Annotated in this window: 21 protein-coding genes; 2 read left to right on the top strand and 19 right to left on the bottom strand. The window is 64.0% G+C overall.

Features of this window, described 5'->3' with window-relative positions; translation table 11 throughout:
• Nucleotides 1-14: 14 nt before the first annotated feature.
• The 14 genes from OC450_RS19160 to OC450_RS19095 all read right to left on the bottom strand — a co-directional run bounded on the left by OC450_RS19160 (nucleotide 15) and on the right by OC450_RS19095 (nucleotide 12,376).
• Nucleotides 15-194, bottom strand: a complete 180-nt coding sequence (locus tag OC450_RS19160) for a hypothetical protein (protein WP_262048450.1) — start codon at nucleotides 192-194, stop codon at nucleotides 15-17.
• Entirely contained in the window at nucleotides 187-444 is a 258-nt protein-coding gene (locus OC450_RS19155) for a hypothetical protein (protein WP_262048449.1), read from the bottom strand. The genes OC450_RS19160 and OC450_RS19155 overlap by 8 nt, the downstream gene beginning before the upstream one ends.
• A 229-nt stretch (nucleotides 445-673) precedes the next feature.
• Entirely contained in the window at nucleotides 674-1,792 is a 1,119-nt protein-coding gene (locus OC450_RS19150; RefSeq protein ID WP_262048448.1) for a helix-turn-helix transcriptional regulator, read from the bottom strand.
• Between the two features lie 110 nt (nucleotides 1,793-1,902).
• Nucleotides 1,903-3,021, bottom strand: coding sequence for a helix-turn-helix transcriptional regulator (locus tag OC450_RS19145; RefSeq protein ID WP_262048447.1), 1,119 nt, complete (start codon nucleotides 3,019-3,021; stop codon nucleotides 1,903-1,905).
• A gap of 454 nt (nucleotides 3,022-3,475) precedes the next feature.
• Nucleotides 3,476-3,724 (bottom strand): DUF6894 family protein, encoded by a 249-nt coding sequence (locus tag OC450_RS19140; RefSeq protein WP_211383396.1) that lies wholly within the window; start codon nucleotides 3,722-3,724, stop codon nucleotides 3,476-3,478.
• 113 nt (nucleotides 3,725-3,837) lie between these two features.
• Complete coding sequence (locus OC450_RS19135; protein WP_211383559.1) at nucleotides 3,838-4,803, bottom strand: helix-turn-helix transcriptional regulator; 966 nt, start codon at nucleotides 4,801-4,803, stop codon at nucleotides 3,838-3,840.
• A 237-nt stretch (nucleotides 4,804-5,040) separates the two neighbouring features.
• Nucleotides 5,041-6,198 carry a helix-turn-helix transcriptional regulator gene (locus OC450_RS19130; protein ID WP_262048446.1) on the bottom strand — a complete coding sequence of 386 codons (1,158 nt, stop codon included), beginning with the start codon at nucleotides 6,196-6,198 and terminating at the stop codon, nucleotides 5,041-5,043.
• A gap of 304 nt (nucleotides 6,199-6,502) precedes the next feature.
• On the bottom strand, nucleotides 6,503-7,000 hold the full coding sequence (locus tag OC450_RS19125) for a hypothetical protein (protein ID WP_211383394.1): 498 nt from the start codon (nucleotides 6,998-7,000) through the stop codon (nucleotides 6,503-6,505).
• Between the two features lie 91 nt (nucleotides 7,001-7,091).
• The gene (locus OC450_RS19120) at nucleotides 7,092-7,538 is read right to left on the bottom strand and encodes a MaoC family dehydratase (RefSeq protein ID WP_211383393.1); all 447 of its coding nucleotides are present in this window, start codon (nucleotides 7,536-7,538) and stop codon (nucleotides 7,092-7,094) included.
• Nucleotides 7,539-7,911: 373 nt separating this feature from the next.
• Complete coding sequence (locus tag OC450_RS19115; protein WP_211383392.1) at nucleotides 7,912-8,334, bottom strand: hypothetical protein; 423 nt, start codon at nucleotides 8,332-8,334, stop codon at nucleotides 7,912-7,914.
• A gap of 12 nt (nucleotides 8,335-8,346) precedes the next feature.
• A complete protein-coding gene (locus OC450_RS19110; RefSeq protein ID WP_211383391.1) occupies nucleotides 8,347-8,568 on the bottom strand; it encodes a hypothetical protein in 222 nt (73 codons plus the stop codon).
• 199 nt (nucleotides 8,569-8,767) lie between these two features.
• Complete coding sequence (locus tag OC450_RS19105) at nucleotides 8,768-9,586, bottom strand: lytic transglycosylase domain-containing protein (RefSeq protein ID WP_211383390.1); 819 nt, start codon at nucleotides 9,584-9,586, stop codon at nucleotides 8,768-8,770.
• A gap of 118 nt (nucleotides 9,587-9,704) precedes the next feature.
• A complete protein-coding gene (locus OC450_RS19100; RefSeq protein ID WP_262048445.1) occupies nucleotides 9,705-10,511 on the bottom strand; it encodes a shikimate dehydrogenase family protein in 807 nt (268 codons plus the stop codon).
• The gene (locus OC450_RS19095) at nucleotides 10,508-12,376 is read right to left on the bottom strand and encodes a flavin-containing monooxygenase (protein ID WP_211383388.1); all 1,869 of its coding nucleotides are present in this window, start codon (nucleotides 12,374-12,376) and stop codon (nucleotides 10,508-10,510) included. The genes OC450_RS19100 and OC450_RS19095 overlap by 4 nt, the downstream gene beginning before the upstream one ends.
• Nucleotides 12,377-12,552: 176 nt before the next feature.
• Here OC450_RS19095 and OC450_RS19090 point away from each other — a divergent pair, with 176 nt between their 5' ends.
• The gene (locus OC450_RS19090) at nucleotides 12,553-14,178 is read left to right on the top strand and encodes a long-chain fatty acid--CoA ligase (RefSeq protein WP_262048444.1); all 1,626 of its coding nucleotides are present in this window, start codon (nucleotides 12,553-12,555) and stop codon (nucleotides 14,176-14,178) included.
• 51 nt (nucleotides 14,179-14,229) lie between these two features.
• The gene (locus OC450_RS19085) at nucleotides 14,230-15,441 is read left to right on the top strand and encodes an acyl-CoA dehydrogenase family protein (protein ID WP_262048443.1); all 1,212 of its coding nucleotides are present in this window, start codon (nucleotides 14,230-14,232) and stop codon (nucleotides 15,439-15,441) included.
• Between the two features lie 42 nt (nucleotides 15,442-15,483).
• Here the strand turns inward: OC450_RS19085 and OC450_RS19080 are convergent, their stop codons facing one another.
• From OC450_RS19080 to OC450_RS19060, 5 genes are all read right to left on the bottom strand, one after another.
• Nucleotides 15,484-16,392, bottom strand: a complete 909-nt coding sequence (locus OC450_RS19080; protein ID WP_211383385.1) for an amino acid ABC transporter substrate-binding protein — start codon at nucleotides 16,390-16,392, stop codon at nucleotides 15,484-15,486.
• Nucleotides 16,393-16,539: 147 nt separating this feature from the next.
• Nucleotides 16,540-17,976 carry an amidohydrolase family protein gene (locus OC450_RS19075; protein ID WP_262048442.1) on the bottom strand — a complete coding sequence of 479 codons (1,437 nt, stop codon included), beginning with the start codon at nucleotides 17,974-17,976 and terminating at the stop codon, nucleotides 16,540-16,542.
• 18 nt (nucleotides 17,977-17,994) lie between these two features.
• Nucleotides 17,995-19,020, bottom strand: a complete 1,026-nt coding sequence (locus OC450_RS19070; protein ID WP_262048441.1) for an ABC transporter substrate-binding protein — start codon at nucleotides 19,018-19,020, stop codon at nucleotides 17,995-17,997.
• Between the two features lie 45 nt (nucleotides 19,021-19,065).
• Nucleotides 19,066-19,842 carry an ABC transporter permease gene (locus OC450_RS19065; RefSeq protein ID WP_211383382.1) on the bottom strand — a complete coding sequence of 259 codons (777 nt, stop codon included), beginning with the start codon at nucleotides 19,840-19,842 and terminating at the stop codon, nucleotides 19,066-19,068.
• Between the two features lies 1 nt (nucleotide 19,843).
• Complete coding sequence (locus OC450_RS19060; protein WP_262048440.1) at nucleotides 19,844-20,701, bottom strand: ABC transporter ATP-binding protein; 858 nt, start codon at nucleotides 20,699-20,701, stop codon at nucleotides 19,844-19,846.
• Nucleotides 20,702-20,895 lie beyond the last annotated feature (194 nt).

The raw sequence follows: 20,895 nt of genomic DNA, 5'->3' as shown, positions 1-20,895 counted from the left end.
AAACCGTCCTCCGGTCAATCGTAGGGAATTTGCGAGACGCGGATTTCGGCGCTGTCGGTGCAAACGGCCGGTTCGCGTGGAAATGACGCCTGCATCGCGTGGGCGTGGGATCGCTCCAGCATCGCGAGGCCGACCAGTTGGAGGGTGACGAGCGCCGCTGTCAGCGCAATCGCCACGATGTTGACGTTACGCACGTTCGAACGTGGGGTGGCCGGTCGCGCGCTCGCGCGGATCAACTCCGTTGGCATTCTCAAAAATATCCTCTTCGCGCGAGACGGGACTCATTTCGTTCAAACACGATTTTTCGTCCGGCTGCCCCAGCAGATGGCGATAGCGTCGCAGCACGCGTCGCGCGTCGATTTCCCGCTGCTCGCGGAAGGCCGCGCCGATTGCCGTGACGATATCGCTGAACCTGGCTGCCAGACCGGGTGACGCCGTTGGCATGACAATCTCCTCTCAACCTGTACGAGAGATTGGCGGGATTCACTTCCGCTTGCAGTGGGTTGCTTCACACGGATGTCTGAAACGTCGAACAACCGATCGTGTGACGTCTAGTAGAAGAGAACGCGGAAAATCGCGTCATTCGATCGAACGACGCGCGATAACTTTCTAATGATGCTTCTGTTTGAACCTATCGCGAGCTGAGGCGACTCGCCTGCGCTTGCCGTGCGCGTCAGTGCACGAGCGGATTGGAGAATCCGGCCGCGAGCTTGACGAGATCGGCCTGACGGGAGACGCCGGTCTTGGCGAAAACGCGATGCAGATGCGTCTTCACCGTCGTCTCCGCGATGCCGAGCGCAACCGCCGTCTCCGGAACGCCGCCGACCTCGACGATCGACTGCAACACCCTGAGCTCGGCAGGCGTCAGATCGAAGGTGCGGTCAATCAGGCCGGCGCATGAGCGTCCGTCGAGTTCCGCCTTCCACAGAAACAGGGCGCCGACGGCCGAGCTGCGCTCCGCCGCGCCTTCACGCAGCAGCGACGGCAGCGCGATTACGTGAGCGACGTAGTAGGAACCGTCATGCGACATCAGCGGAATTTTCCGCCCCGAAGCCGCCGCCAGGGCAACCTCGCCTGCATCGCGGAAGATGTCGCGCAGAGCCGAATTTGCAGCGGAGGACCGTGCCACGAGCCGGCCCGCGACGGACCGCAGCACATCATCGGCGGCCAGGATCGTCTCCGCCGCCGGGTTGCTGTGGACGATATGGCAGGCGGGATCGAGCAGGATGACGCCGGCATTGAGCCGGTCCACCACGTCGGCGAGCGCGATCGCACGCTGCTGCTTCCGCTCGATCGCCCGGTTGATCAGCAGCGCCCGGCTCGCATGCGAAACCAGGAACTGCATCCGCGCCCGCTGCCCGGCGTCGAGCATGTCCCTGCCGGGGATCACGGTCATCAGCATTGGACACGGCGACTTCGACTGCTCCAGCACCACGTTGGCGACATCGACGCAGCCCTGCGGACGCAGCCATTCCTGGTAGAAGCGTCCGCGGCGGTACTCGTCGAAATTCACGAGGTCGGGGATGTTTCGGACCTCGCCGTAACGCGGCAGCCTGGCGAGCGGATCGTAGCGGGAGTAGGTCTCGGCATAGAGCTGAATGTAGTGCGGATCGACGCCGCAGTAATAATGCGTCGCGCCGGACTTGCTGACCGGGTCCTTTGAAATCAGGCCGCAGGCCTGGCTGCCGATGAACGCATTGAGCTTGACGACGACATCGCTCCACAACTCCGGGTGGAGACCGGCGTCATAGATCGTCTCGATCAACTCGGACTGTTTTGGAGGACGGGGCATCGGAACAGCTAATGGTGACACATGGAGATAGCGAAATGTTCTTCATGCCCGGCGGCCTAGGTGAGTCACTCGCGAGAGCAAAAGGTTCAACTCCGGCAACGGTCCATCGATCAGTGAACGAGCGGATTGGAGAATCCCGCCGCAAGCTTGACGAGGTCGGCCTGGCGGGAAACGCCGGTCTTGGCGAACACCCGGTGCAGATGCGTCTTCGCCGTCGTTTCTGCGATGCCGAGCGCAATCGCCGTCTCCGGGACGCCGCCGACCTCGACGATCGACAGGAACACGCGCAGTTCGGCCGGCGTCAGATCGAAGGTCCGCGCGATCAGATCGCCATAGGACTGGCCGCCGAGAGAGACCTTGCGCAGGAGCAGCGCACCGACGGCATCGACCACGCGCTCGCTGCCGTTCCGCAGCACGGACGACAGCGGCAGGATATGCGCGACGTAGCGCTCGCCACTGGGTGAAAGCAGCGGAAACGCATGTCCCCTTGCGGCAAGCAGGGCCATTTCATTGCGGGCCGCGAAGACCTCCCGCAGCGTCTGGTTGGCCTCGGGGCTGCCGGTCACGAGTTGCCCGGCGACGGACCGAACCACCTCGTCGGCCGCAAGCAAGGCATGGCCTGCGGAATTCGCGTGCACCACCCGGCAGAGGGCATCGAGCAGGAAGATACCGGATGCCAGATTGTCCAGGACGTCCGCCAGCGCCGTCGCCAGCGTCAGTTGGGACGTGATGGCGCGGTTGATCAGCAGCGCGCGGCTGGCATGCGGCACGACCAGCGAGAGGCGGTGCTTCATCGCCGGATCCACCATCCGGCGGCCCGACAGCACCGTCATCATCACGGGGCAGCTCGCATTCGACTTGTCGAGCACGACATTGGCCGCATCGCTGCAGCCCTGCGGCTGCATCCATTCCTGGTAAAAGCGCCCTCTCCGATATTCCTCGAAATTGACCAGATCCGGAATGCTGACGATCTCGCCATGCGGCGGCAGCACCGTCAGCGGATCGAACTTCGAATGGGTCTCGGAATAGAGCTGGATGTAGTGCGGGTCCGCGCCGCAATAGTAATGGGTGACGCCGAATTTGCTGATCGAATCCTTGGAAAACAGCCCGCAGGCCTGACCGCCGACGAAGTCGCGGATGCCGGTGACGACGTCATTCCATAGCGAGGGCTCGAGTCCGGCGTCATAGATGGACTCGACGAGTTCGGGCAGCTTCCGAGCTTCGTGCATGGTTTGAAATGGCCTGAGTGATCAATATCACCAAGCATACCACAACCACAGCATGCGACATCCTCCGATCGGAGGACACGCCGGCCGGGCGGATGGAGCCCGGCCGGCGGGCGTCGCGCGAGAGCCGCCAGGGCTGGATGCCGGCTCAGAACGCGACGCGAACGCCCCCCTCACCGTGCCGGTGCGGAATCCGCAGCAGGCGCCGGCTGACGGTCGCAACGAGCCTTCGTTTCATTTTCATTCCCCAGTCGAGGCCCACTCGCGCGCGGGCGTGCTTCAGCCGGCCTTCTCCGATCGGAGAGGGCCGATGCAGCGAAATCGGAATCGCCGATCTCCACGGTAGAAACGTCTGCCGCGCTCGACTTGGACGGAGGCGGCCGGACTTCGTCCCGGAACGAACCAGTGCCGTTTTGCCGGTCACTGGTGCACAGTTGCGACACTGTCACCGGGACGCTCACGCCTCGTCCCAGCCGACCTTTTCCGCATTCTCCGACCAGACCGCGGCGCGATAGATCTCGCGCCCGCCGGCGTCTCTCACGCGGATGCAGGCATCGCGGTCGCGCAAATCGTCACGCCAGACGAACAGATGTCTGGCCATCTCGTCGGCCACCACGAATGTCGCGTTGGCCTGCTCGAAGACCATGCCGCCGGGGTCGATCTTCACGACATTGCCGACCATGAGGTCGAAGAAAAAGCGGCGCATTCAACACTCCGGCTGCCGACGCCGCACGCAAGGCGGTGGTCATGACTTCGCGATCAGGGATCGGCCAGATCCCTGCCCGTCGATTGAAATTGGTTTGAAATCAGTCGCGACAGCTACGGCATTTCGCCGCTCCTGACGTCGCTTGGCGTCGCGTTGTAGGTCCGCCGGAAGCAGCGGTTGAAATAGGAGAGATCGCCGAAGCCGACATCGTAGGCGATCGAGCTCACGGTCCGCTCGGCGAATTCGGGCTCGCGCAGCATGCGATGGGCGCGCTTGACGCGCTGATCGATCAGGAAGGAGGAGAACGTCTTGCCGTCGGCCTCGAACAGGCGCTGGAGATAACGCGGCGTGACGCCGAGTTCCTGGGCAACCGTGGCCACCGAGAGATCCTGCCGCCAGCAATTGTTGGCGATGGAGACTTTCGCCTTCTGCAGCCGCGCCGCCTTGACGCCGCGCCGCCCGGCCAGCTCCAGCGGCTCGCTGGTGGCACCGAGGACGATTGCCAGAAGATCGTGCAGATGCCCGACCCCGAGCTGCCGCAAATGGGGCATCGCGAACACCTTCTCCCGCACCAGCGTCACCGCGTAATCGACCAGCAATCGAAGTCCCGTCGAGCTCTCCGGCATGACACGCATCACCGCATCATCGACATCCACGATCATCGGCGACAGCACGCGTCTCGGCACCCGCAGCGAGAAGCAGCTGCCCAGTGACAATCGCTCGAACGTCGTGACGTCCTCCGCGCTCGTCAGGACCGCCTCTCCCGCACGAAGACTCAGATCATGTCCTCGCTCGGATATCCCGAGAACGCCCGACCTGTTCACGATCAGGGCGAGGCTGTCGTCGCCGTCGGCCACCAGTTGCCTGGTGCGAATGACCCGCGCTCCGCACAATCCTCCGATCAACAGCTGGGCTTCCGGCAAGACGTGGGACGTGAAGCTCGCCGCGGCCGGTCTTCCCTCCCTTGCCTCGACCTCCGCTTTCAACACCCCACGGCAATAGAAGTCGCGAAGCAGCGGGATGCGTTCACCTTCGGGAATCTCGTTCGTGGAAACATTGAGGACGGAAAAATCAACCATGCTGTTCACTGCAATCTCTCCAGCCACGAGCAGGCCCAGCCACGCGCTGCTGTTTCCTCACACGCGCGCTCGATGCCGACACGGCATCTCTTCGCGGCGTACGCTGCTCTCGCTCTTCTGGAGCGCGATATACGAAAGTATCAAATGACGCGCGTCCTGCATTCGGAGGACCCGGTAGCTGGGTTCATCACAATGGATTGAGATTGCGGCACGTAACGGCGAACCATGTGAAATGGATCACACGGCGTCGTCACCGAAGCTCGTTCGCTGTGCGAAAGGCACGGCAAAGCCGGCGGCGATCTTCACCAGATCGGCCTGCCTGCCGGCTCCGGTCTTCTCAAACAAACGACCGAGATGCGTCTTCACCGTCGTCTCTGCGATGCCAAGCTTCGCCGCGATGTCGGGAACACCACCAATTTCGATGATGGCCATCAGTACACGCAGCTCGGATGGCGTCAGCCTGAAGGCCGCTGCGATCGCGTCGGCCGCGAGCGACGGCATCGTCGAGGCCTTTTGAACGAAAAGCGCCGTGGCAGCAATATCTCGCGACAGGCTGCGATCGCGCTTCAACGGACAGGCGTGAAGCAGGTAGTGCTGCCCATCAACCGACGTCGCAAGCTCGATCTGACGGCGAGCACCGGAACGGGTTCCGACGTCTGAATCGATTTCGCACAGGCTGCGGAATATCTTGTCGGCCTGGGTGTTGCGGGCCACGATCCGATCGCCGACCATGGCGAGCAGATTGGCATCGGCGAACAACCGGCGGCATGCGGCGTTGGCATGCACGACCCGGCCGTCTGCATCGAGCAGGCAGATCGCCGTGCTCAACCCATCGAGGACATCGGCAAGGTCGTCCACGGTATGCGCGCGCGCCCTGATCTGCCGGCCCATGATCCTCGAACGCTGGAGGTGCGGAGCAAGCAGCCGCATGCGCTCTCGCATCGGCTCATCGACCGTTCCGCGCGACCGGTGGCGCAACACCTGCAGGATCGTGGTCCGCGCGTCCGACTTCTCGAGTGCGACGGTCGCAAGGTCGATCGCCCCTTGCGGTTCCATCCACTCGCGATAGAAGCTCGTCGCCAGAAAATCGGCATGAGGCATGACGTCGGTTACGCCGATCGTCTGCTCGGCCGCGATCGTGAGGTGTCGGTCGAGCAGAGGGTCGAGCTCCACATAACGGTCGCGATAAAGCTGGCGAAAGCGGGATTCGGTACCAAAATGCTGGTGAATCTCGATCGAGAGCCTGGCTGAATCCCTCGACAGGATGGTCGCGGCACACCCGCCGACGAAATGCGAAACCTGCTCCAACGCCCCGCTGCGCAGCGCGGGATTGACCGCCGCATCGTAGATCTCCCCGACGAGGGACGAGAACCGGTTTGCGTGGAGGATCGTCATCGGCCGGACGACGCAATCGGCGTGTTGCCCGCGCGAGAAAGAGAGCTCGCGATCCGGGATCTGGCGGAGGAGACGGACCGGTCGACCGTCCCCTTCGAGGAGGAGAAATCGTTGCAGCGAAATGCTGGAATATCGAACATCGTCCTTGCGTAACGTCAACCGCTGGATGCGGCTTGGACGTTTTCGCCAAAGACTAGGATAAATGCGAACAGCGCGCGGACTGTGTGCGATGGGTCACGCGCCGGCGCACGCTGAAGAGTCCGTTGCCGGCGATCCTGCTGCCTTCGCAGCCGGCCCCGGCAATTTACTTCCGATTCTCCTCGCAGAATTTGAGCGCCGCCAGCGCTTCGCCGGCACGCGGGATCTGCATCTCGATGCTGTCCTCGTCGTCGTCCTCGAAATCGAGCGAGAGACGCTTCGCCTTGGACAGCCGGTCCATCATCGACTGATCGTATTCGAAGATGCCGCGCACCGTGGTCTTGTCCATGACCTCCCACTTGGCCTTCTTCATGATATCGGCGTCGTCGGTGCCGACATCTGCCCGGAGGATCTCTCCGACCTTGTCCCACTCCCAGCCGTCATAGATCATCACGATGACAATGGCCTTCTCGGAATAGGTGATGACGATGACGTACTCGCGGTTCTCGTCTTCCTTGTCCTTGTAGCCGCGGCTGGCGTTGCAATGCGTGTCCTGCGTACGCTTCTCGATGGTCCAGTCGCCGACCCTGGATTGCTGCGCCAGCACCGGCCCCGCGCTCAAGGCGCCCGCGAGCACCCCGGCGGCGAGAAGGAATTTTTTCATGTCAGCCTCCAGCGTGTTCCCCACGCGAAGATGACCATCTCTATTTGCAACCCGCAAGGGTTTCAGGCGCCTGCATGGAGTAGCCCATGCCCTACGTCCGCCGCGGCACGATCGCGATCGGAGTAAACGTGTAAACCTCCTCGCCGCTCTGGTTGAACATCGTCCATTTGACCAGCGCGATGCCCTGCGGCTTCGACCTCGACGGCGTCAGGCTCATGACCTCGCCGATCAGATGCAGGCGGTCGTCGGGCCTCACCGGGACCGTCCAGCGCAGCCCGTCGACGCCGGCGCCGATCAGCGGATGCGGACCGAAGGGTCGGGTCTGGATCGCGAGGTTCATCGCGATCGCGGCGGTGTGCCATCCCGAGGCAGCAAGGCCCCGAAACAGCGTCTCCTTGGCGGCCTCGTGGTCGAGATGCATCGGCTGCGGATCGAACTCGGCTGCGAAACGCTTGATGTCGGCCTCGGTGACCTGAACTTCCGGGGATTTGAACCGCATTCCGACGGTGAGATCGTCGAACCACTCGACCTGCGCCATGATTCTGCCTCGCAATGGGATGCGCCGCGACCGCGGCTGAAAGAATTGAGGAAGAGTGGGGATGTAGCGGCTCCGCAGTGCACAAACCAGCCCCGGGTTCCCCACGAAACCCGTTTCCCGATGCGACGAAGCACGCCTGAAACAGATCGCTGATTATCTCGTTATCAAAATCAAAACAGGGACGGCCGTCATGCAGTTCTTTCTCGACCTGATCTGGGATTATTCCTGCTGCCAGCACCTCCTCGCCCTGCAACCGCAGGAGGACCAGCAATGATCGAAGTGATCTCAGCCCTGCTCGCCCTTTGCAGTATCGGCGTTTTTGCGGCGCACGCACTGGACGCCTATCGCACCACGCACTCCTGATCGAAAACGCCTAGAACGGCCGCCGGTAGAAATGCTCCGAATGCGTTGCCGGCGGAAACCTGTTGGCGAGCGCGAGAGCGGCCTTCTCGTCCGTCTCGAGGGCGATTTTTTGTGCGAGCATGACGTCGCCAGGAACAAGAAAGCCCGACGGGACGAAGCACCAGCCCATCCTCGCAATTCCGGCTTCGTCGACCTCGTGGACATTTGCCGCCGTGCCGTAGTGGATGCGATAGGTCTTGCCCGTATCACAGCCGACGACATCGAAATACCGGTGCTGCTCGAATTGCGCGCGCTGCGCCGGTGACAGCCATTCGGTCAGAAGCCGGCGGCCGCGGGCATCCGGCGTGTTCTCGCCGAAGAAGCGCCGATAGAGCTCGCGCAGCGCATGCAGACGCGCACGCGCCGGCGCACGGAGCCAGACTGCCGCGATCATGGGCAGCTCAGATCAACCGCCGACCAGGCGAGGATAGAACAGCGTTTCCTGCACGGTCGGGTCGAATGATCGGATCCGCGTGACTTCGCCGGGCCCGGTTCGAAAGGCGGCGGTGAAGCCGGCTCCGGTCAGCTCCCGAAAGCGCTGTTCGGCCCGCGCCAGCGCTTCGGCATTGCCAGGATCAAACTCGTGGCGCGTGTCGCCAGTCTGGTCCATCACGATCTGGGTTGCCATAGTTGAGTCTCCTCATGCCCAGCCCTGAACCTGATCAAAGCAAACCTCGTGCCGTCGGTTCCTGATGGCAACAACTTTCTCGCGCCGGCGCATCACGCCTTGCTGAGCAAGAGCATTCTCAAGCGAAGTGGATGCCGGTCTCGCGTCAAGAAACGCGTCCAAACAAGAATCCAGCGCCCCGTTCGAAACCGGGCTCTGGTCAGCGCAAGGCGGCCGCTCCTCCCCCCTCGTCGATCTGCCGTCCCATCAAGGCGATCGCCTTCTGATAGACGCCGGCGGCATTCCAGGCTTCGATGGCGACGAAATTCGGCTCGCCCGGCTGGTAACCGGCTCCTGCGCGCCAGCCATGGGCTTTCAGGAAATTCGCCGTCGAGTTCAGCGCATTAGCCGCAACCTCGAGATTGCCGGTGCCATAGGCCAGGATGTTCTTGGGCATGAACTGGGTCTGGCCGACCTCGCCATGCATCGAGCCGCGGGTTGCTCCCGACAGCGTGCCGCGATCGACCAGCTTCAGTGCGGCATAGAGCTGGTCGGTGAAGAATTCGGGACGGCGGCAGTCATAGGCGAGCGTCGCAATCGACGAGAGCATGTTCTGGTTGCCGCGCTGGCTGCCGAAGCCGGTCTCCATGCCCCAGATCGCGATCAGCGGCCCCGGCGGGACGCCATAGCGCTGCTGGATCGAGGCGAACAAGGCCGCCTGCGACTGCTTGAGCTGGCGCCCCTTGGCAACGATGGTGGTGGCGCCGCGCTTGGCCAGGAACTGGTCGAGCGACAGCGAGAAGCTGCGCTGGCCGCGGTCGGCCGCGATGGTGGCACTGGCGTAGTTGGTCTGCATCAACGCCGAGAGCGCGGTCTGGCCGATGCCCTTGCCCTGTGCTTCGGCACTGAACTCGCGCTTCCAGGCCTCAAAACCCGCCGGCGAGCTGCCGCATTGGGCGGCCTTGGCCACGGATGCCAGAGAGAGAAGCAGCGTGGTAGCACCGATCATGGCCGTCGCAACGGTCCTGCCCTTGGTCATTCCTAGTTCCTCTCACTTGCGGTGCGCGACCGGCTCGCGCGGGCGCATGATCCTACGTCGGCGCTGACCGCTCAAGCCCCAGCGGGCGCAACCGTCGCCCTGACATCGAGCCGATCGCCTACCCTCCGCCGTCATGATCGAGCAGGAAATCGACCATGATGCCCTGGTGTTGCTCGTACATGTCCGTTCCGGTGCCGGTCACGCAGCCGAGCTTTCGGGCGGCTGCGATGAAGGACGGGACTTCGGGCCTTGTGATCACGCAGCCGCAATAGGCCGACGGCGCAAGGCGCGTCACATCGACCGGCAGCGGATCGCCGTCCGTCATCCCGGCCGGGGTCGCATTGGCGACGAAGTCAAAGCCCGCGGGATCCGCCGTGCCGATCCGCACAGCCGACCTGCCGAGCCCGTTGAGCTGTCCAATCAGGGCGTCGCGGCGCTCCGTCGCGCTGTCATGAATGGCAAGCTCGCTCACGCCGGCCTCGACCAGCGCAAGTGCAATCGCCGATCCCGCGCCGCCGGCCCCGACCAGAAGTGCCCGCATTCCCTTCGGGTCTATCCCCTTCGCCCGCGCCGCGCCGACAAAGCCGAGGCCATCCACCATGTCGCCGTGCCATGAGCCGTCGGCACGTCGTCGCATCAGGTTCACGGTGCGCAGGAAATGCGCGCGCTCCGTCGCACTCGTGCAGGCCCGGTAACAGGCAAATTTGTGCGGGATGGTGACGACGATGCCGTCGAGATTCTTCAGGCGCGTCGCGACGGAGAGGAAGTCGGGCAGATCCGCCGGCGCGACCTGAACGGGCATGAGAATTCCATCGTGCCCCCGCGCAGCAAAGGCGGCCGTCACGCCCGCGGGCGAGCGCACCTGCGCGATGGGATCGCCGATGATGACGTAGAGCCGCGTCGCGCCTGTCGGCGGCGGGATCATGCGGTTTGAGCCGGAGCCTGCGATCCGTCCCCCTCTCCAGCAGCTTCTGAAGTCAATTCCAGCCCGGCCAAATCGCCTTCTCTGCGCCATTTGTCGAGCAGCCGCAGGAACGCCACCGGCCCGCGCCAATACTGGCTGTTTCTTGCCGCGATCGGATCGAGCACGCCTTCATTGTTGTAATAACCGGGGGTGCATTCGGCGAGATAGGTCTGCCGGCCGAGCGCGGCTTTCACGACCTCCGCGACCCAGGCGTTCTCGGCGGCAAGCGTCGGCTCCAGCGTCCGGGCTTTGCGCTTGCGCGCTTCGGCGATCACATAGGCGATGTGCTGCGACTGCTCGTCGATGATGTGCGGGAAGTTGGCGCTCTGGCCCGCCTGCACCGTGACGATCAGGAAGCAATTCGGGAAGCCGCGGCTGTAGAAGCCGTGCATCGTCTTGACGCCGTCGCGCCAGCGCTCGGACAGGCTGATGCCGTCGCGGCCATAGACTTCGAAACCCATGCGGCGGGCGTAGTCGGTGCCGACCTCGAAGCCGCTGGCATAGATCAGGCAGTCGAGCTCATAGGGCTTGCCGGCGACCACGACGGCATTCCCGGTGATGCGATCGACACCCTGCCCCTTGGTGTCGACCAGATGCACATTGGGGCGATTGAAGGTGTCGAGATATTCGTCGTGAAAGCAGGGCCGCTTGCAGAACGCCTTGTACCAGGGTTTGAGCGCCGAAGCGGCCGCTTCGTCCCTCACGATCGCATCGACGCGGGCGCGGATCTCCTCCATCTTGCGGTAATCGGCCTGCTCGATCACCTTCAGCGCCTCCTCCATCGAGGTCACCGGCTGCGGCTGGCGGCGCGGCGCCAGCAGGATCTCGCCGAGCAGGCCGGTCCAGCCGTCCTGCACCAGATCCTGTTCGAACGGCTCGCCCGAGATCACCGCGGTGAAATTGTCCATGCGCTCGCGCTGCCAGCCGGGCTTGAGGCTCTGCGCCCAGACTTGATCCGTCGGCCGGTCGTCGCGCACGCCGATCGCGGAGGGCGTGCGCTGGAAGACGTAGAGCTCCTTGGCCGACCGGCCGAGATGCGGCACGCATTGCACGGCGGTGGCACCGGTGCCGATGATGCCGACGCGCTTGCCGGCTAGGCCGGTGAGTCCACCTTCGGCCGTGCCTCCAGTGTAGGCGTAATCCCAGCGGCTGGTGTGGAAGCTATGTCCCGTGAAGCTGTCGATGCCGGGAATGCCCGGCAGCTTCGGACGGCTCAGCGGACCACCGGCCAGGATGACGAAGCGTGCGCTGATGCGATCGCCGCGATCGGTCTCGACCAGCCAGCGCGCCTCCGGCTCCTGCCACTCCATCCGCGAGATCACGGTTTGAAACAGGGCACGCTCGTACAGACCAAAGTGACGGCCGATGCGGCGGGAGTGTTCATGGATCTCGGGCGCCCGCGCGTATTTGCGCACCGGCATGTAGCCGGTCTCTTCCAGCAGCGGCAGGTAGATGTAGCTCTCAGTATCGCAGGCGGCGCCGGGGTAGCGATTCCAATACCAGGTGCCGCCGAAATCGCCGGCCTTTTCCACAATGCGGAAATCGTCGATGCCGGCCGCGCGCAGACGCGCGCCACAAAGCAGACCGCCGAAGCCGCCGCCGACGATGAGCACCTCGGTCTGTTCGCTGACGGCCTCGCGCGCAAATCCGGGATCGGCCCAGGGATCGTCGAGATAGCGCCCGAACGCGCCGGTCACCTCGACATATTGCGCCTTGCCCTCGGTGCGCAGGCGGCGATCGCGCTCGTCGCGATAGCGCGCACGAAGTGCGGCAATGTCGATGGTAGATCCGCCGGCTGCACCGGTCTTGTGTCTTTCCGCTGACATCGACTTCCTCCACGGCGAACGCTGCTTCGCCGGCAGCTCACCTCACGTTAGCCCTTAAAAAGTGACGCACGCAATCGCGTCTGCCGTTTTTTGCGTGAACGCCGCGTGACGTTCCGCTAACCTTCCGCGCAAATCACAAGCTTGCCATGCAACGACATGGCGATCCGGAGGAAACCATGCAGGGATTGATGATGGACATGCCGCTGCTGATCAGCGGTCTGATCCAATATGCCGCCGACTATCACGGCGAGGCCGAGATCGCCGCGCGCGAGATCGAGGGCGACATCCATCGCTACACCTATGCGGACGCCCATCCGCGCATCCAGCGCATGGCGCTGGCGCTCCAGCGGCTCGGCATGAAGAAAGGCGACCGTGTCGGCACGCTGGCCTGGAATACCCACCGTCATTTCGAGATGTTCTACGCAGCGCCGGGCATGGGCTACGTGCTGCACACGATCAACCCGCGGCTGTTTCCCGAGCAGCTCGTCTACATCGTCAATCACGCCGAGGACCGGCTGCTGTTCATCGACCGCGCCACGCTGCCGATCGTCGAAGCGATCGCGCCGCAATTGAAGACGATCGAGGCCTATGTCGTGATGTCCTCGCGCGAGCGGATGCCGGAGACGAAACTCGCCAACGTCCATTGCTACGAGGAGCTGCTGGACAAGGAGAGCGACGCCGGATTTGCCTGGCCGGAATTCGACGAAAAGTCGGCGTCCACCATCTGCTACACCTCGGGCACGACGGGCAATCCCAAGGGCGTGATCTACTCGCACCGCGCCGCGGTCCTGCAGACCATGACCTGCTCGAGCTTCGATTTCCTGCCGGGCCACGTCGAAGGCGTGCGCGAGGTGATGATGCCGATGGCGCCTCTGTTTCACGGCAATGGCTGGAACATGCCGTTCACCGCGCCCTATACCGGCTCGAAGCTGGTGCTGCCCGGCCGCAATTACGAGCCCGACAAGCTCTATGAACTGCTCGAGGGCGAGAAGGTGACGCTGTCGGCGGGAGTGCCGAGCTTCTGGCTGATCCTGCTCGACTGGCTCGGACGCACCGGCAACAGATTCTCGACACTGCGCGCAACGCTGTCGTCCGGCTCGGCGCCGCCGCGCGCGATGGTCGAGAATCTCAAGCGCGACTACGGCATCGACTACATCCAGGCCTGGGGCATGACCGAGGCGCTGGGCTGCTCGATGCCAAGCTTGCGGCCCGGCTCCGAGCATCTCAGCGAGAAGGAGATATTCGACCGGCGCCAGGTCTCCGGCCGCGCCTGTTTCGGCACCGCCTTGCGCATCGTCGACGACGGCGGCAACGAACTGCCGCGCGACGGCAAGAGCGTCGGCCATTTGCGTGCCCGCGGTCCGTGGGTCGCCTCCGGCTACATGAAGCTCGACGAGGGTCTCGACCGCGACGGCTGGCTGATCACCGGCGACATGGCCGTGATCGACCGCCAAGGCCACGTCACGCTGACCGACCGCTCCAAGGACGTGATCAAGTCCGGCGGCGAATGGATCTCCTCGATCCAGCTCGAGGACGTCGCCCTGTCGCATCCCGATGTGCTGCAGGCCGCGGTGGTCGCCATCAGCCACGAGAAATGGCAGGAGCGCCCCCTGCTTCTCGTGGTCCGCAAGAAAGGCGCGACCGTCGACGGCAAGACACTGCTCGACCACATGCGCCCCAGGATCGCGAGCTGGTGGATGCCGGACGCCGTCGAATTCCTGGACGAATTCCCGATGACCGGCACCGGCAAGGTTCTCAAATCGGCGCTGCGCGAGAAGTTCAGGGAATACCGCGTCGGCTGAACCGCCGCGCGATCGCGCACCCGGCCTGTCCGTCGATCAAGGAGACGAAAGATGCTCTACCCGATGTCGCCCAAAGTCGCCGAGCTCAAGCGCAAGCTCGAAAGCTTCATGGACCGGAACATCTACCCGAACGAGGAGCGCTTCTATCGCGAGGCGGAGGAGCTCGGGCCGTGGAAGGTCTATCCGGTCGTCGAGGAGCTGAAGCCGCTGGCACGCGCCGAAGGCCTCTGGAACCTGTTCCTGCCGGACTCCCGCCACGGCGCAGGCCTGACCAATCTCGAATATGCCCCGCTCTGCGAGGTCATGGGCCGCTCGCATCTCGCGCCCGAAGTGTTCAACTGCTCGGCGCCCGATACCGGCAACATGGAGGTGCTGGAGCGTTACGGCACGGAGAAGGACAAGGAGCGCTGGCTGAAGCCGCTGCTCGCGGGCGAAATCCGCTCCTGCTTCGCGATGACCGAGCCCGCGGTCGCCTCGTCGGATGCGACCAACATCGAGAGCTCGATCGTGCGGGACGGCGACCATTACGTCATCAACGGGCGCAAATGGTACACGACCAACGCGACCGACCCGCGCTGCAAGATCTGCATCTTCATGGGCAAGACCGATCCCGACAATGCGGACCGCCACAAGCAGCAATCCATGATCCTGGTGCCGATGGGCACGCCCGGCGTCGAGGTCAAGCGTCCCCTGCCCGTGTTCGGCTTCTACGGCGTGCCCGATCGCGCCTCCGAAGTCGTCTTCACCGATGTCCGGGTGCCAAAGGAAAACATGCTGCTCGGCGAAGGCCGCGGCTTCGAGATCGCGCAAGGCCGCCTCGGCCCCGGCCGCATCCACCATTGCATGCGGCTGATCGGGCTCTCCGAACGCACGCTGGAAAAGATGTGCCGCCGGGTGCGCAGCCGCGTCGCCTTCGGCAAGCCGGTCTCCGAGCAGACGGTGACGCAGGAACGCATCGCGGAAGCCCGCATCATGATCGAGCAGGCCCGGCTGCTGACGCTGAACGCCGCCTATGCAATGGACACGGTCGGCAACAAGGTCGCCAAAGCCGAGATCGCGATGATCAAGGTTGCCGTACCCAACATGGCCTGCCAGATCATCGACTGGGCAATCCAGGCGCATGGCGGCGGCGGCACGTCGAACGATTTCGGATTGACCCAGGCCTATGCGACCGCGCGTTTGCTTCGGCTGGCCGACGGGCCGGACGAGGTGCACAGGAACCAGATCGCGCGGTTCGAGCTGAAGAAATATTCGAACGCCTGAGAGAAGGGCTCGTCAGATAGCTCGGCGCTCTTCGTCCTCGCCTCAGTTCACCATGTAGACGTCGGGATCGGCGCTCGAGCTCGGCTTCTTGAAGGCGTTGCGCAAGGCGCCCGACAGCGGGACGTTGTAGTTGAGGCCGTTCGGCGGCGTCGGCGATTCCAGCCACCTCTTGTAGAGCACCTCGATCTCCGGGCTCGCATAGAGCTCGGCCGTGGCGCGATCGGCGAGTGCCTTGAACGGCGCATCCTCCCGCCGCAGCATGATCCCGTAGGGCTCAGGTTTCGAGAGCGTTTCTTCGCTGATCATGAACAGCGCCGGCTCCTTCGAGCGCGCGATCGCGACCGCGAGCTGAACGTCGTCGAGCGCATAGGCCTGGGCGCGGTCGGTCTCCAGCAGCAGGAAGGCCTCGGCCTGGTCCGTAGCCGGCATGATCTTGATGCCGAGATTGCGCTCGGTGTTGACCTTGGCGAGCTGGGTCAGGTTGACCGATCCCGCCACCGCCGTCACCGCCTTGCCCTTGAGGTCGTCGATGGTGTTGATCTTCGCGGCCTTCTTGGCGGCAAACCGGGTCGCACTGAGGAAATGCGTGTTGGTGAAGGCGACCTGCTTCTGGCGATCGGCGTTGTTGGTGGTCGCCGAGCAATGCAGGTCGAGCGTCCCGTTGACCATCAACGGAATCCGGTTCGACGACGTCACGGCCAGATAGTCGACGGCGATGTCGGGCATGCCGAGCTGCTTTTTCACGGCGTCCACGATCTTGAGGCAGATGTCCATCGCAAAGCCGACCGGCTTCTGGTTGCCGTCGAGATAGCTGAACGGCACCGACGCTTCCTGATAGCCCAGCGTGATCTTCTTCGTTTCCTTGACCTTCTGGAGCGTGCCCGACAGGTCTTCGGCCGAGGCAGCAGTCGCAAGGCATGTGAGGGCCAAAAGAACGGTGGGAAGACGCATCGGGGACTCCTCAAGGCGATTATGGGCTGCGCCGGCGCGCGGCCGCGCACGGTGTACCCCAGGGCCGAACCAATCACCAGACGAGGTTCCGACTATCAGCTATCGCGGTTTTATATCGGCCGAGAAAGGGGGGATCATGGCCCCTCCCTATTCGCAGGTGAGCTGCTGCTCGAACCAACCGGATAGTCGCTCAGACAGCGGCGGCCACATCCGCTGGAAATTCGACAGCTTGCCGACGTTGGCGCGGTACATCGCACGCAATTCCTGCTCGATGGCCGGAAGGTCGACGGCTGTGCAGGCACCGTCCCTCACGATCGTCTTGCCCGCAACCACGACCTCCTTCACCAGGGACGCATTGCCCCGCGCGAACAGCAGCGCCATGGGATCGACGGGCATGATCCGGTCGCGATCGAGCCGGTCGAGGTCGATCACGACGTAGTCGGCCGGGTTGCCGGCGACGAGCTCGCCGCTGCCCGGCGCACCGGTGCCGCGACGGCCGTTGCGGACGGCGAGCGCGAACAGCTCGGCGGACGTCCATGTCGCCTTGAAGCCGAGGCCGCCATGGACCATCTGCACCAGCCGCATCTCGCGCAGGATGTCGTCGTCCTCGTCCAGCGCCAGCCCGTCGACACCGACAGCGATGGCACAGCCGCATTTGTGGGCGGCGGCGATCGGCGCCAGCCCCGAGCGCAGATGCATGTTCGAGCTGAAATTGGTGACGATACGCGTACCGGAGGCTGCGATCATCTCGAGCTCGTCCGGACGGGCGTGGATGCAATGCGCCAGCGTCAGCCGCTCCGAGAGGAAGCCGATGTCGCGCAGCCAGCGCACCATGTCCGGAAAATACTGATCGGCCCAGGCGCGCTGATACACGGTCTCCAGCAGATGCATGTGGATGCGGCGACCGGTTCGCTCCGAATTCTCCGCCACCGCCTCGAGCAGCGGCTTCGAGCACCATTGCACACCGGCAGGCCCGAGCTGCACGTCGACCATGGGGCCGGCGATGGCAGCGGCAATCGCGTCGGTCAGCTCGATATAGGCCGCTGGCGACATCGGCGCGCGGATGAACAGCTCTTCGATGGTCTTGCGGTCATCGCTTGATAGTCCCGATAGCACCGGTTCGGCGTCGCCATAGACGATCGGATTCCGGTCACGCACCGCAATCGCAAAGGCGATGCGGATGCCGACGTCGGACGCGGCTCTCGCGACAACCTTGGCTTCGTCGACCAGAGGCATCGTTCCGCTCGGACGTGTGTAATGCACCATCATGGCGGCGCAGCCGGCCTTCGCCGCCCGCGCCAGCGCGGAGGCCGCGGTCAGATAGGGATCGACCGGCGTGCCCAGCGCGGTCCGCAGGATCCAGCTTTCCAGGGGCATGCCGACCGCGCCGAAGGACGACGCGGTCGCGCGGGCATGATCATGCGCATTGATGAAGGCGGGAATGACGAAGGAGCGAGGGCTGACGGGCCCCGCTCCACCGGAGATGTCAGTGATGACGCCGCCGTCGTGGCGCAGCGTGACGTCGTCGCGGATGGCGCGGTCAGGACCACAGAACAGGCTGGTTGCCGCAATCTCCGTGGCCATGACCGCGCTACTCCCAAGCTAGTTGGCAGTATATACCAGCTCCCGCTCCGCGCGCGGCGGCAGGAACTCGCGGGAAAACACTTCCGCAGGCGTGGGCGCGCGGGCGAGCTGGTAACCGTCGACGATGATCCCGATCGCGCGCGTCATGCGGTCGTCCTTGATGTCGCCGATGCCGATCTCCTTCATCTCCGGGGAGACGATCAGCTTGTCGAAGGAATATTGCAGCCGGCGCTTCTCGACGGCGACGTCGATCAGATTGTCATAGTTCAGTGCGGCCTTCATGCCCGCATTCTGGTCCTTGGCGACCGCGATCGCGCCCTTGTTGATGGCGCGCACGAGGCCGGCAACCGCCTTCGGATTCGACGCGAGCAGCTTCTTGGAGACCATCACGCCGTTGGAATAGAGATCGAGGCCGTATTCACCGAACGAGAACCATTTGAAGTCCTTGTCCGGATCCTGGCGGTTGAGCACGAGGTTGAAGTAGCTGGTGATGTTGAAGACCAAGGCTGCGTCGATGTCGCCCTTGATCAGCATCGGCTCCTGCAGGTTCGGCGCCATGTTCGAGATCTTGATCTTCTCGCCGTCGAGCCCGTTCTTGCGCGTGAACACCGGCAACAGCCGCGTCGTCGGCGTGCCCTGCGCGCCGCCGAGCGTGTGGCCCTCGAAATCCTTGATGGTGTTGATGCCGCTGCTGTTCTTGGCGACGATCGCAAACGGCGGCTGGTTCCACATCATGTAGACCATGACGGGGGCGTCCTGCGGCTTGGTCGAGGCGTTCTGGATGATGGCGTTGACGTCGCCGAAGCCGGCGTCATAGGCACCCGACATGACGCGCGTGACGGTCGCGCCGGAGCCTTCGCCCTGGTCGATCACGACGTTGAGGCCTTCCTCTTTGAAGAAGCCGTTGTCCTTGGCGTAGAAGAACGCGGCGTCGCTGCCCTGCGTCTTCCAGCCCAGCGTGAACTTGATCGTGGTGTCCTCGGCCGTGGCGACGCCCGTGGACAGGGCCAATCCCAGCAGTGCGGCAGTTGCTCTTCTCAACATCGAGACCTCCTCAAGCTTCGTTGCGTGACGGTTCAGAAATTCAGATCAAGTGGCGATGACGTCGTTCTTGCGCGTGGCCCATCCGGTGACCCGCCCCTCGATCAGCGAGAACACGACGTAGAGCGCGACGCCGAGGGCTGCGAGCACGAACAGGCTGGCGAACACCAGCGGCACGTTGAAATTGGACGAAGCGGTCATCATGACGTTGCCGAGGCCACGGTTGGAGGCGACCGTCTCCGACAACACCGCGCCGACGAAGGCGTAGGAGATCGCGACCTTCAGCGAGGCGAAGAAGAACGGCATGGTCCTGGGCAGACCGACATTCCAGAGGATGTCGAACTTGCTGGCGCCGAGCGCCTTGAGCACGTCCTCGAGCTCCGGCTCGGTGGTCGCAAGGCCCGTGGCGATGTTGACGACGATCGGGAAGAAGCAGATCGACAGCGCAGTCAGCACCGCCGGCACCGTGCCGGAGCCGAACCACAGCACGAAGATCGGCACCACGGCGACCTTGGGGATCGAGGAGAAGCCGATCAGGAGCGGATAGCAGGTGTCATAGGCAGTTTTGGAAACGCCGATGATCGCGCCAAGGGCAACGCCGAGCGCGACGCCCAGAACGAAGCCGAACATCGTGGTGGCGAGCGTCTGCACGATATGCGGCCACAGCACGGGAAAGCGCTGGTACAGGGTCACGAACACCTGCGACGGCCGCGGTAGCACCAGATCCGACATGCCGGTCGCGAGACAAAACAGCTCCCAGCCGACGAAGAACAGCACGATCAGTCCCGCCGACCACGCCTTCTGCCTGATATCAATTCCCGACATCTCAGCCTGTCCCCCGCTCGGCCGCGCCGCGCGCATCCTCGATGAAGGCGCGCAGCTTCTGGTTCAGCGCGACGAAATCCGGCTCGAACGTCATGGCGACGGTGCGCGGCCGCGCGAACTCCACACGGCTGTCGTCGAGAATGCGGCCCGGTCGCGCGCTCATCACGCAGATGCGGCTGGCCAGGAACCCGGCCTCGCGCAGGTCATGGGTGACGAGTAGCACCGTCGGCTTGTGCGTCATCCAGAGGTCCTGCAGGATCGCCCACAGTTCCTCGCGGGTGAACTGGTCGAGCGCGCCGAAAGGTTCATCCAGCAGCAGCAGGCGCGGCTCGTGGATCAGCGCGCGGCAGAGATTGGCACGCTGGAGCATGCCGCCCGAGAGCTGCCAGGGAAAGCGGCTGCCGAAGCCCTTGAGGCCGACCTGCTCCAGCAGTGCATTGGCCTTGTCGCGGAACTCGGTCTTGCGCAGCCTGCGGAAGTCCGAGCGAAACGGCTCGACGATCTTCAGCGGCAGCATGATGTTCCGCTCGATCGTCATCCACGGCAGCATGGTCGGGTTCTGGAAGGCCATGCCGACCCGCAGCGCCCGCGCCGCGACCTCGCGGCCGCCGACGATGACGACGCCGCCGGTCGGCTGCACCAGGCCGCTGACGAGACGCAGAATGGTCGATTTGCCGCATCCGGATGGGCCGACCAGTGCGACAAACTCACCGTCGGCGATCCGCAAGCTGGTCTTCGACAGAGCCGGCACGGCGCGATCGCCGCGCCCGAAGGTCACCGACGCCTCGGACAGCTCGATGGCGGCGGGGCCGAAGACTTCGGGAACGGGCTGGCCGTCAAACTGGACGTTAGGTTGCATGCGCATCACAGCCAAAGTGCATGCAAGCTGAATGCCAGTCGCCGATCTCCGAAAAATCCAGGGCGTAGCCGAACGGTGCGCGAGATGGCGGGATTCGATTTAGGCAATCCGCGCGCCAAACTGCATGCAATTGTAGCGCCGGTTTGCCAAAATGCTGTGCTAAAGACAGGCGACGTCCCGCTCCATGGATTCGC

The sequence above is a fragment of the Bradyrhizobium sp. Bra78 genome (assembly GCF_024519855.1).
GTDB classification, from domain to species: domain Bacteria; phylum Pseudomonadota; class Alphaproteobacteria; order Rhizobiales; family Xanthobacteraceae; genus Bradyrhizobium; species Bradyrhizobium japonicum_G.
Note: the sequence above shows the minus strand (reverse complement) of the source record. Positions and strands in the feature narration are given on the sequence as shown.

Excerpts from the sequence above, each read along its gene's own strand:
- OC450_RS19065 (WP_211383382.1), bottom strand. The coding sequence starts at position 19,842 with ATGTCGGGAATTGATATCAGGCAGAAGGCGTGGTCGGCGGGACTGATC.
- OC450_RS19095 (WP_211383388.1), bottom strand. The coding sequence starts at position 12,376 with ATGTCAGCGGAAAGACACAAGACCGGTGCAGCCGGCGGATCTACCATC.
- OC450_RS19130 (WP_262048446.1), bottom strand. The coding sequence starts at position 6,198 with ATGACGATCCTCCACGCAAACCGGTTCTCGTCCCTCGTCGGGGAGATC.
- OC450_RS19115 (WP_211383392.1), bottom strand. The coding sequence starts at position 8,334 with ATGATCGCGGCAGTCTGGCTCCGTGCGCCGGCGCGTGCGCGTCTGCAT.
- OC450_RS19135 (WP_211383559.1), bottom strand. The coding sequence starts at position 4,803 with ATGGTTGATTTTTCCGTCCTCAATGTTTCCACGAACGAGATTCCCGAA.
- OC450_RS19100 (WP_262048445.1), bottom strand. The coding sequence starts at position 10,511 with ATGATCCCGCCGCCGACAGGCGCGACGCGGCTCTACGTCATCATCGGC.
- OC450_RS19085 (WP_262048443.1), top strand. The coding sequence starts at position 14,230 with ATGCTCTACCCGATGTCGCCCAAAGTCGCCGAGCTCAAGCGCAAGCTC.
- OC450_RS19110 (WP_211383391.1), bottom strand. The coding sequence starts at position 8,568 with ATGGCAACCCAGATCGTGATGGACCAGACTGGCGACACGCGCCACGAG.
- OC450_RS19080 (WP_211383385.1), bottom strand. The coding sequence starts at position 16,392 with ATGCGTCTTCCCACCGTTCTTTTGGCCCTCACATGCCTTGCGACTGCT.
- OC450_RS19150 (WP_262048448.1), bottom strand. The coding sequence starts at position 1,792 with ATGCCCCGTCCTCCAAAACAGTCCGAGTTGATCGAGACGATCTATGAC.
- OC450_RS19125 (WP_211383394.1), bottom strand. The coding sequence starts at position 7,000 with ATGAAAAAATTCCTTCTCGCCGCCGGGGTGCTCGCGGGCGCCTTGAGC.
- OC450_RS19070 (WP_262048441.1), bottom strand. The coding sequence starts at position 19,020 with ATGTTGAGAAGAGCAACTGCCGCACTGCTGGGATTGGCCCTGTCCACG.
- OC450_RS19155 (WP_262048449.1), bottom strand. The coding sequence starts at position 444 with ATGCCAACGGCGTCACCCGGTCTGGCAGCCAGGTTCAGCGATATCGTC.
- OC450_RS19140 (WP_211383396.1), bottom strand. The coding sequence starts at position 3,724 with ATGCGCCGCTTTTTCTTCGACCTCATGGTCGGCAATGTCGTGAAGATC.
- OC450_RS19120 (WP_211383393.1), bottom strand. The coding sequence starts at position 7,538 with ATGGCGCAGGTCGAGTGGTTCGACGATCTCACCGTCGGAATGCGGTTC.
- OC450_RS19075 (WP_262048442.1), bottom strand. The coding sequence starts at position 17,976 with ATGGCCACGGAGATTGCGGCAACCAGCCTGTTCTGTGGTCCTGACCGC.
- OC450_RS19090 (WP_262048444.1), top strand. The coding sequence starts at position 12,553 with ATGCAGGGATTGATGATGGACATGCCGCTGCTGATCAGCGGTCTGATC.
- OC450_RS19105 (WP_211383390.1), bottom strand. The coding sequence starts at position 9,586 with ATGACCAAGGGCAGGACCGTTGCGACGGCCATGATCGGTGCTACCACG.
- OC450_RS19060 (WP_262048440.1), bottom strand. The coding sequence starts at position 20,701 with ATGCAACCTAACGTCCAGTTTGACGGCCAGCCCGTTCCCGAAGTCTTC.
- OC450_RS19145 (WP_262048447.1), bottom strand. The coding sequence starts at position 3,021 with ATGCACGAAGCTCGGAAGCTGCCCGAACTCGTCGAGTCCATCTATGAC.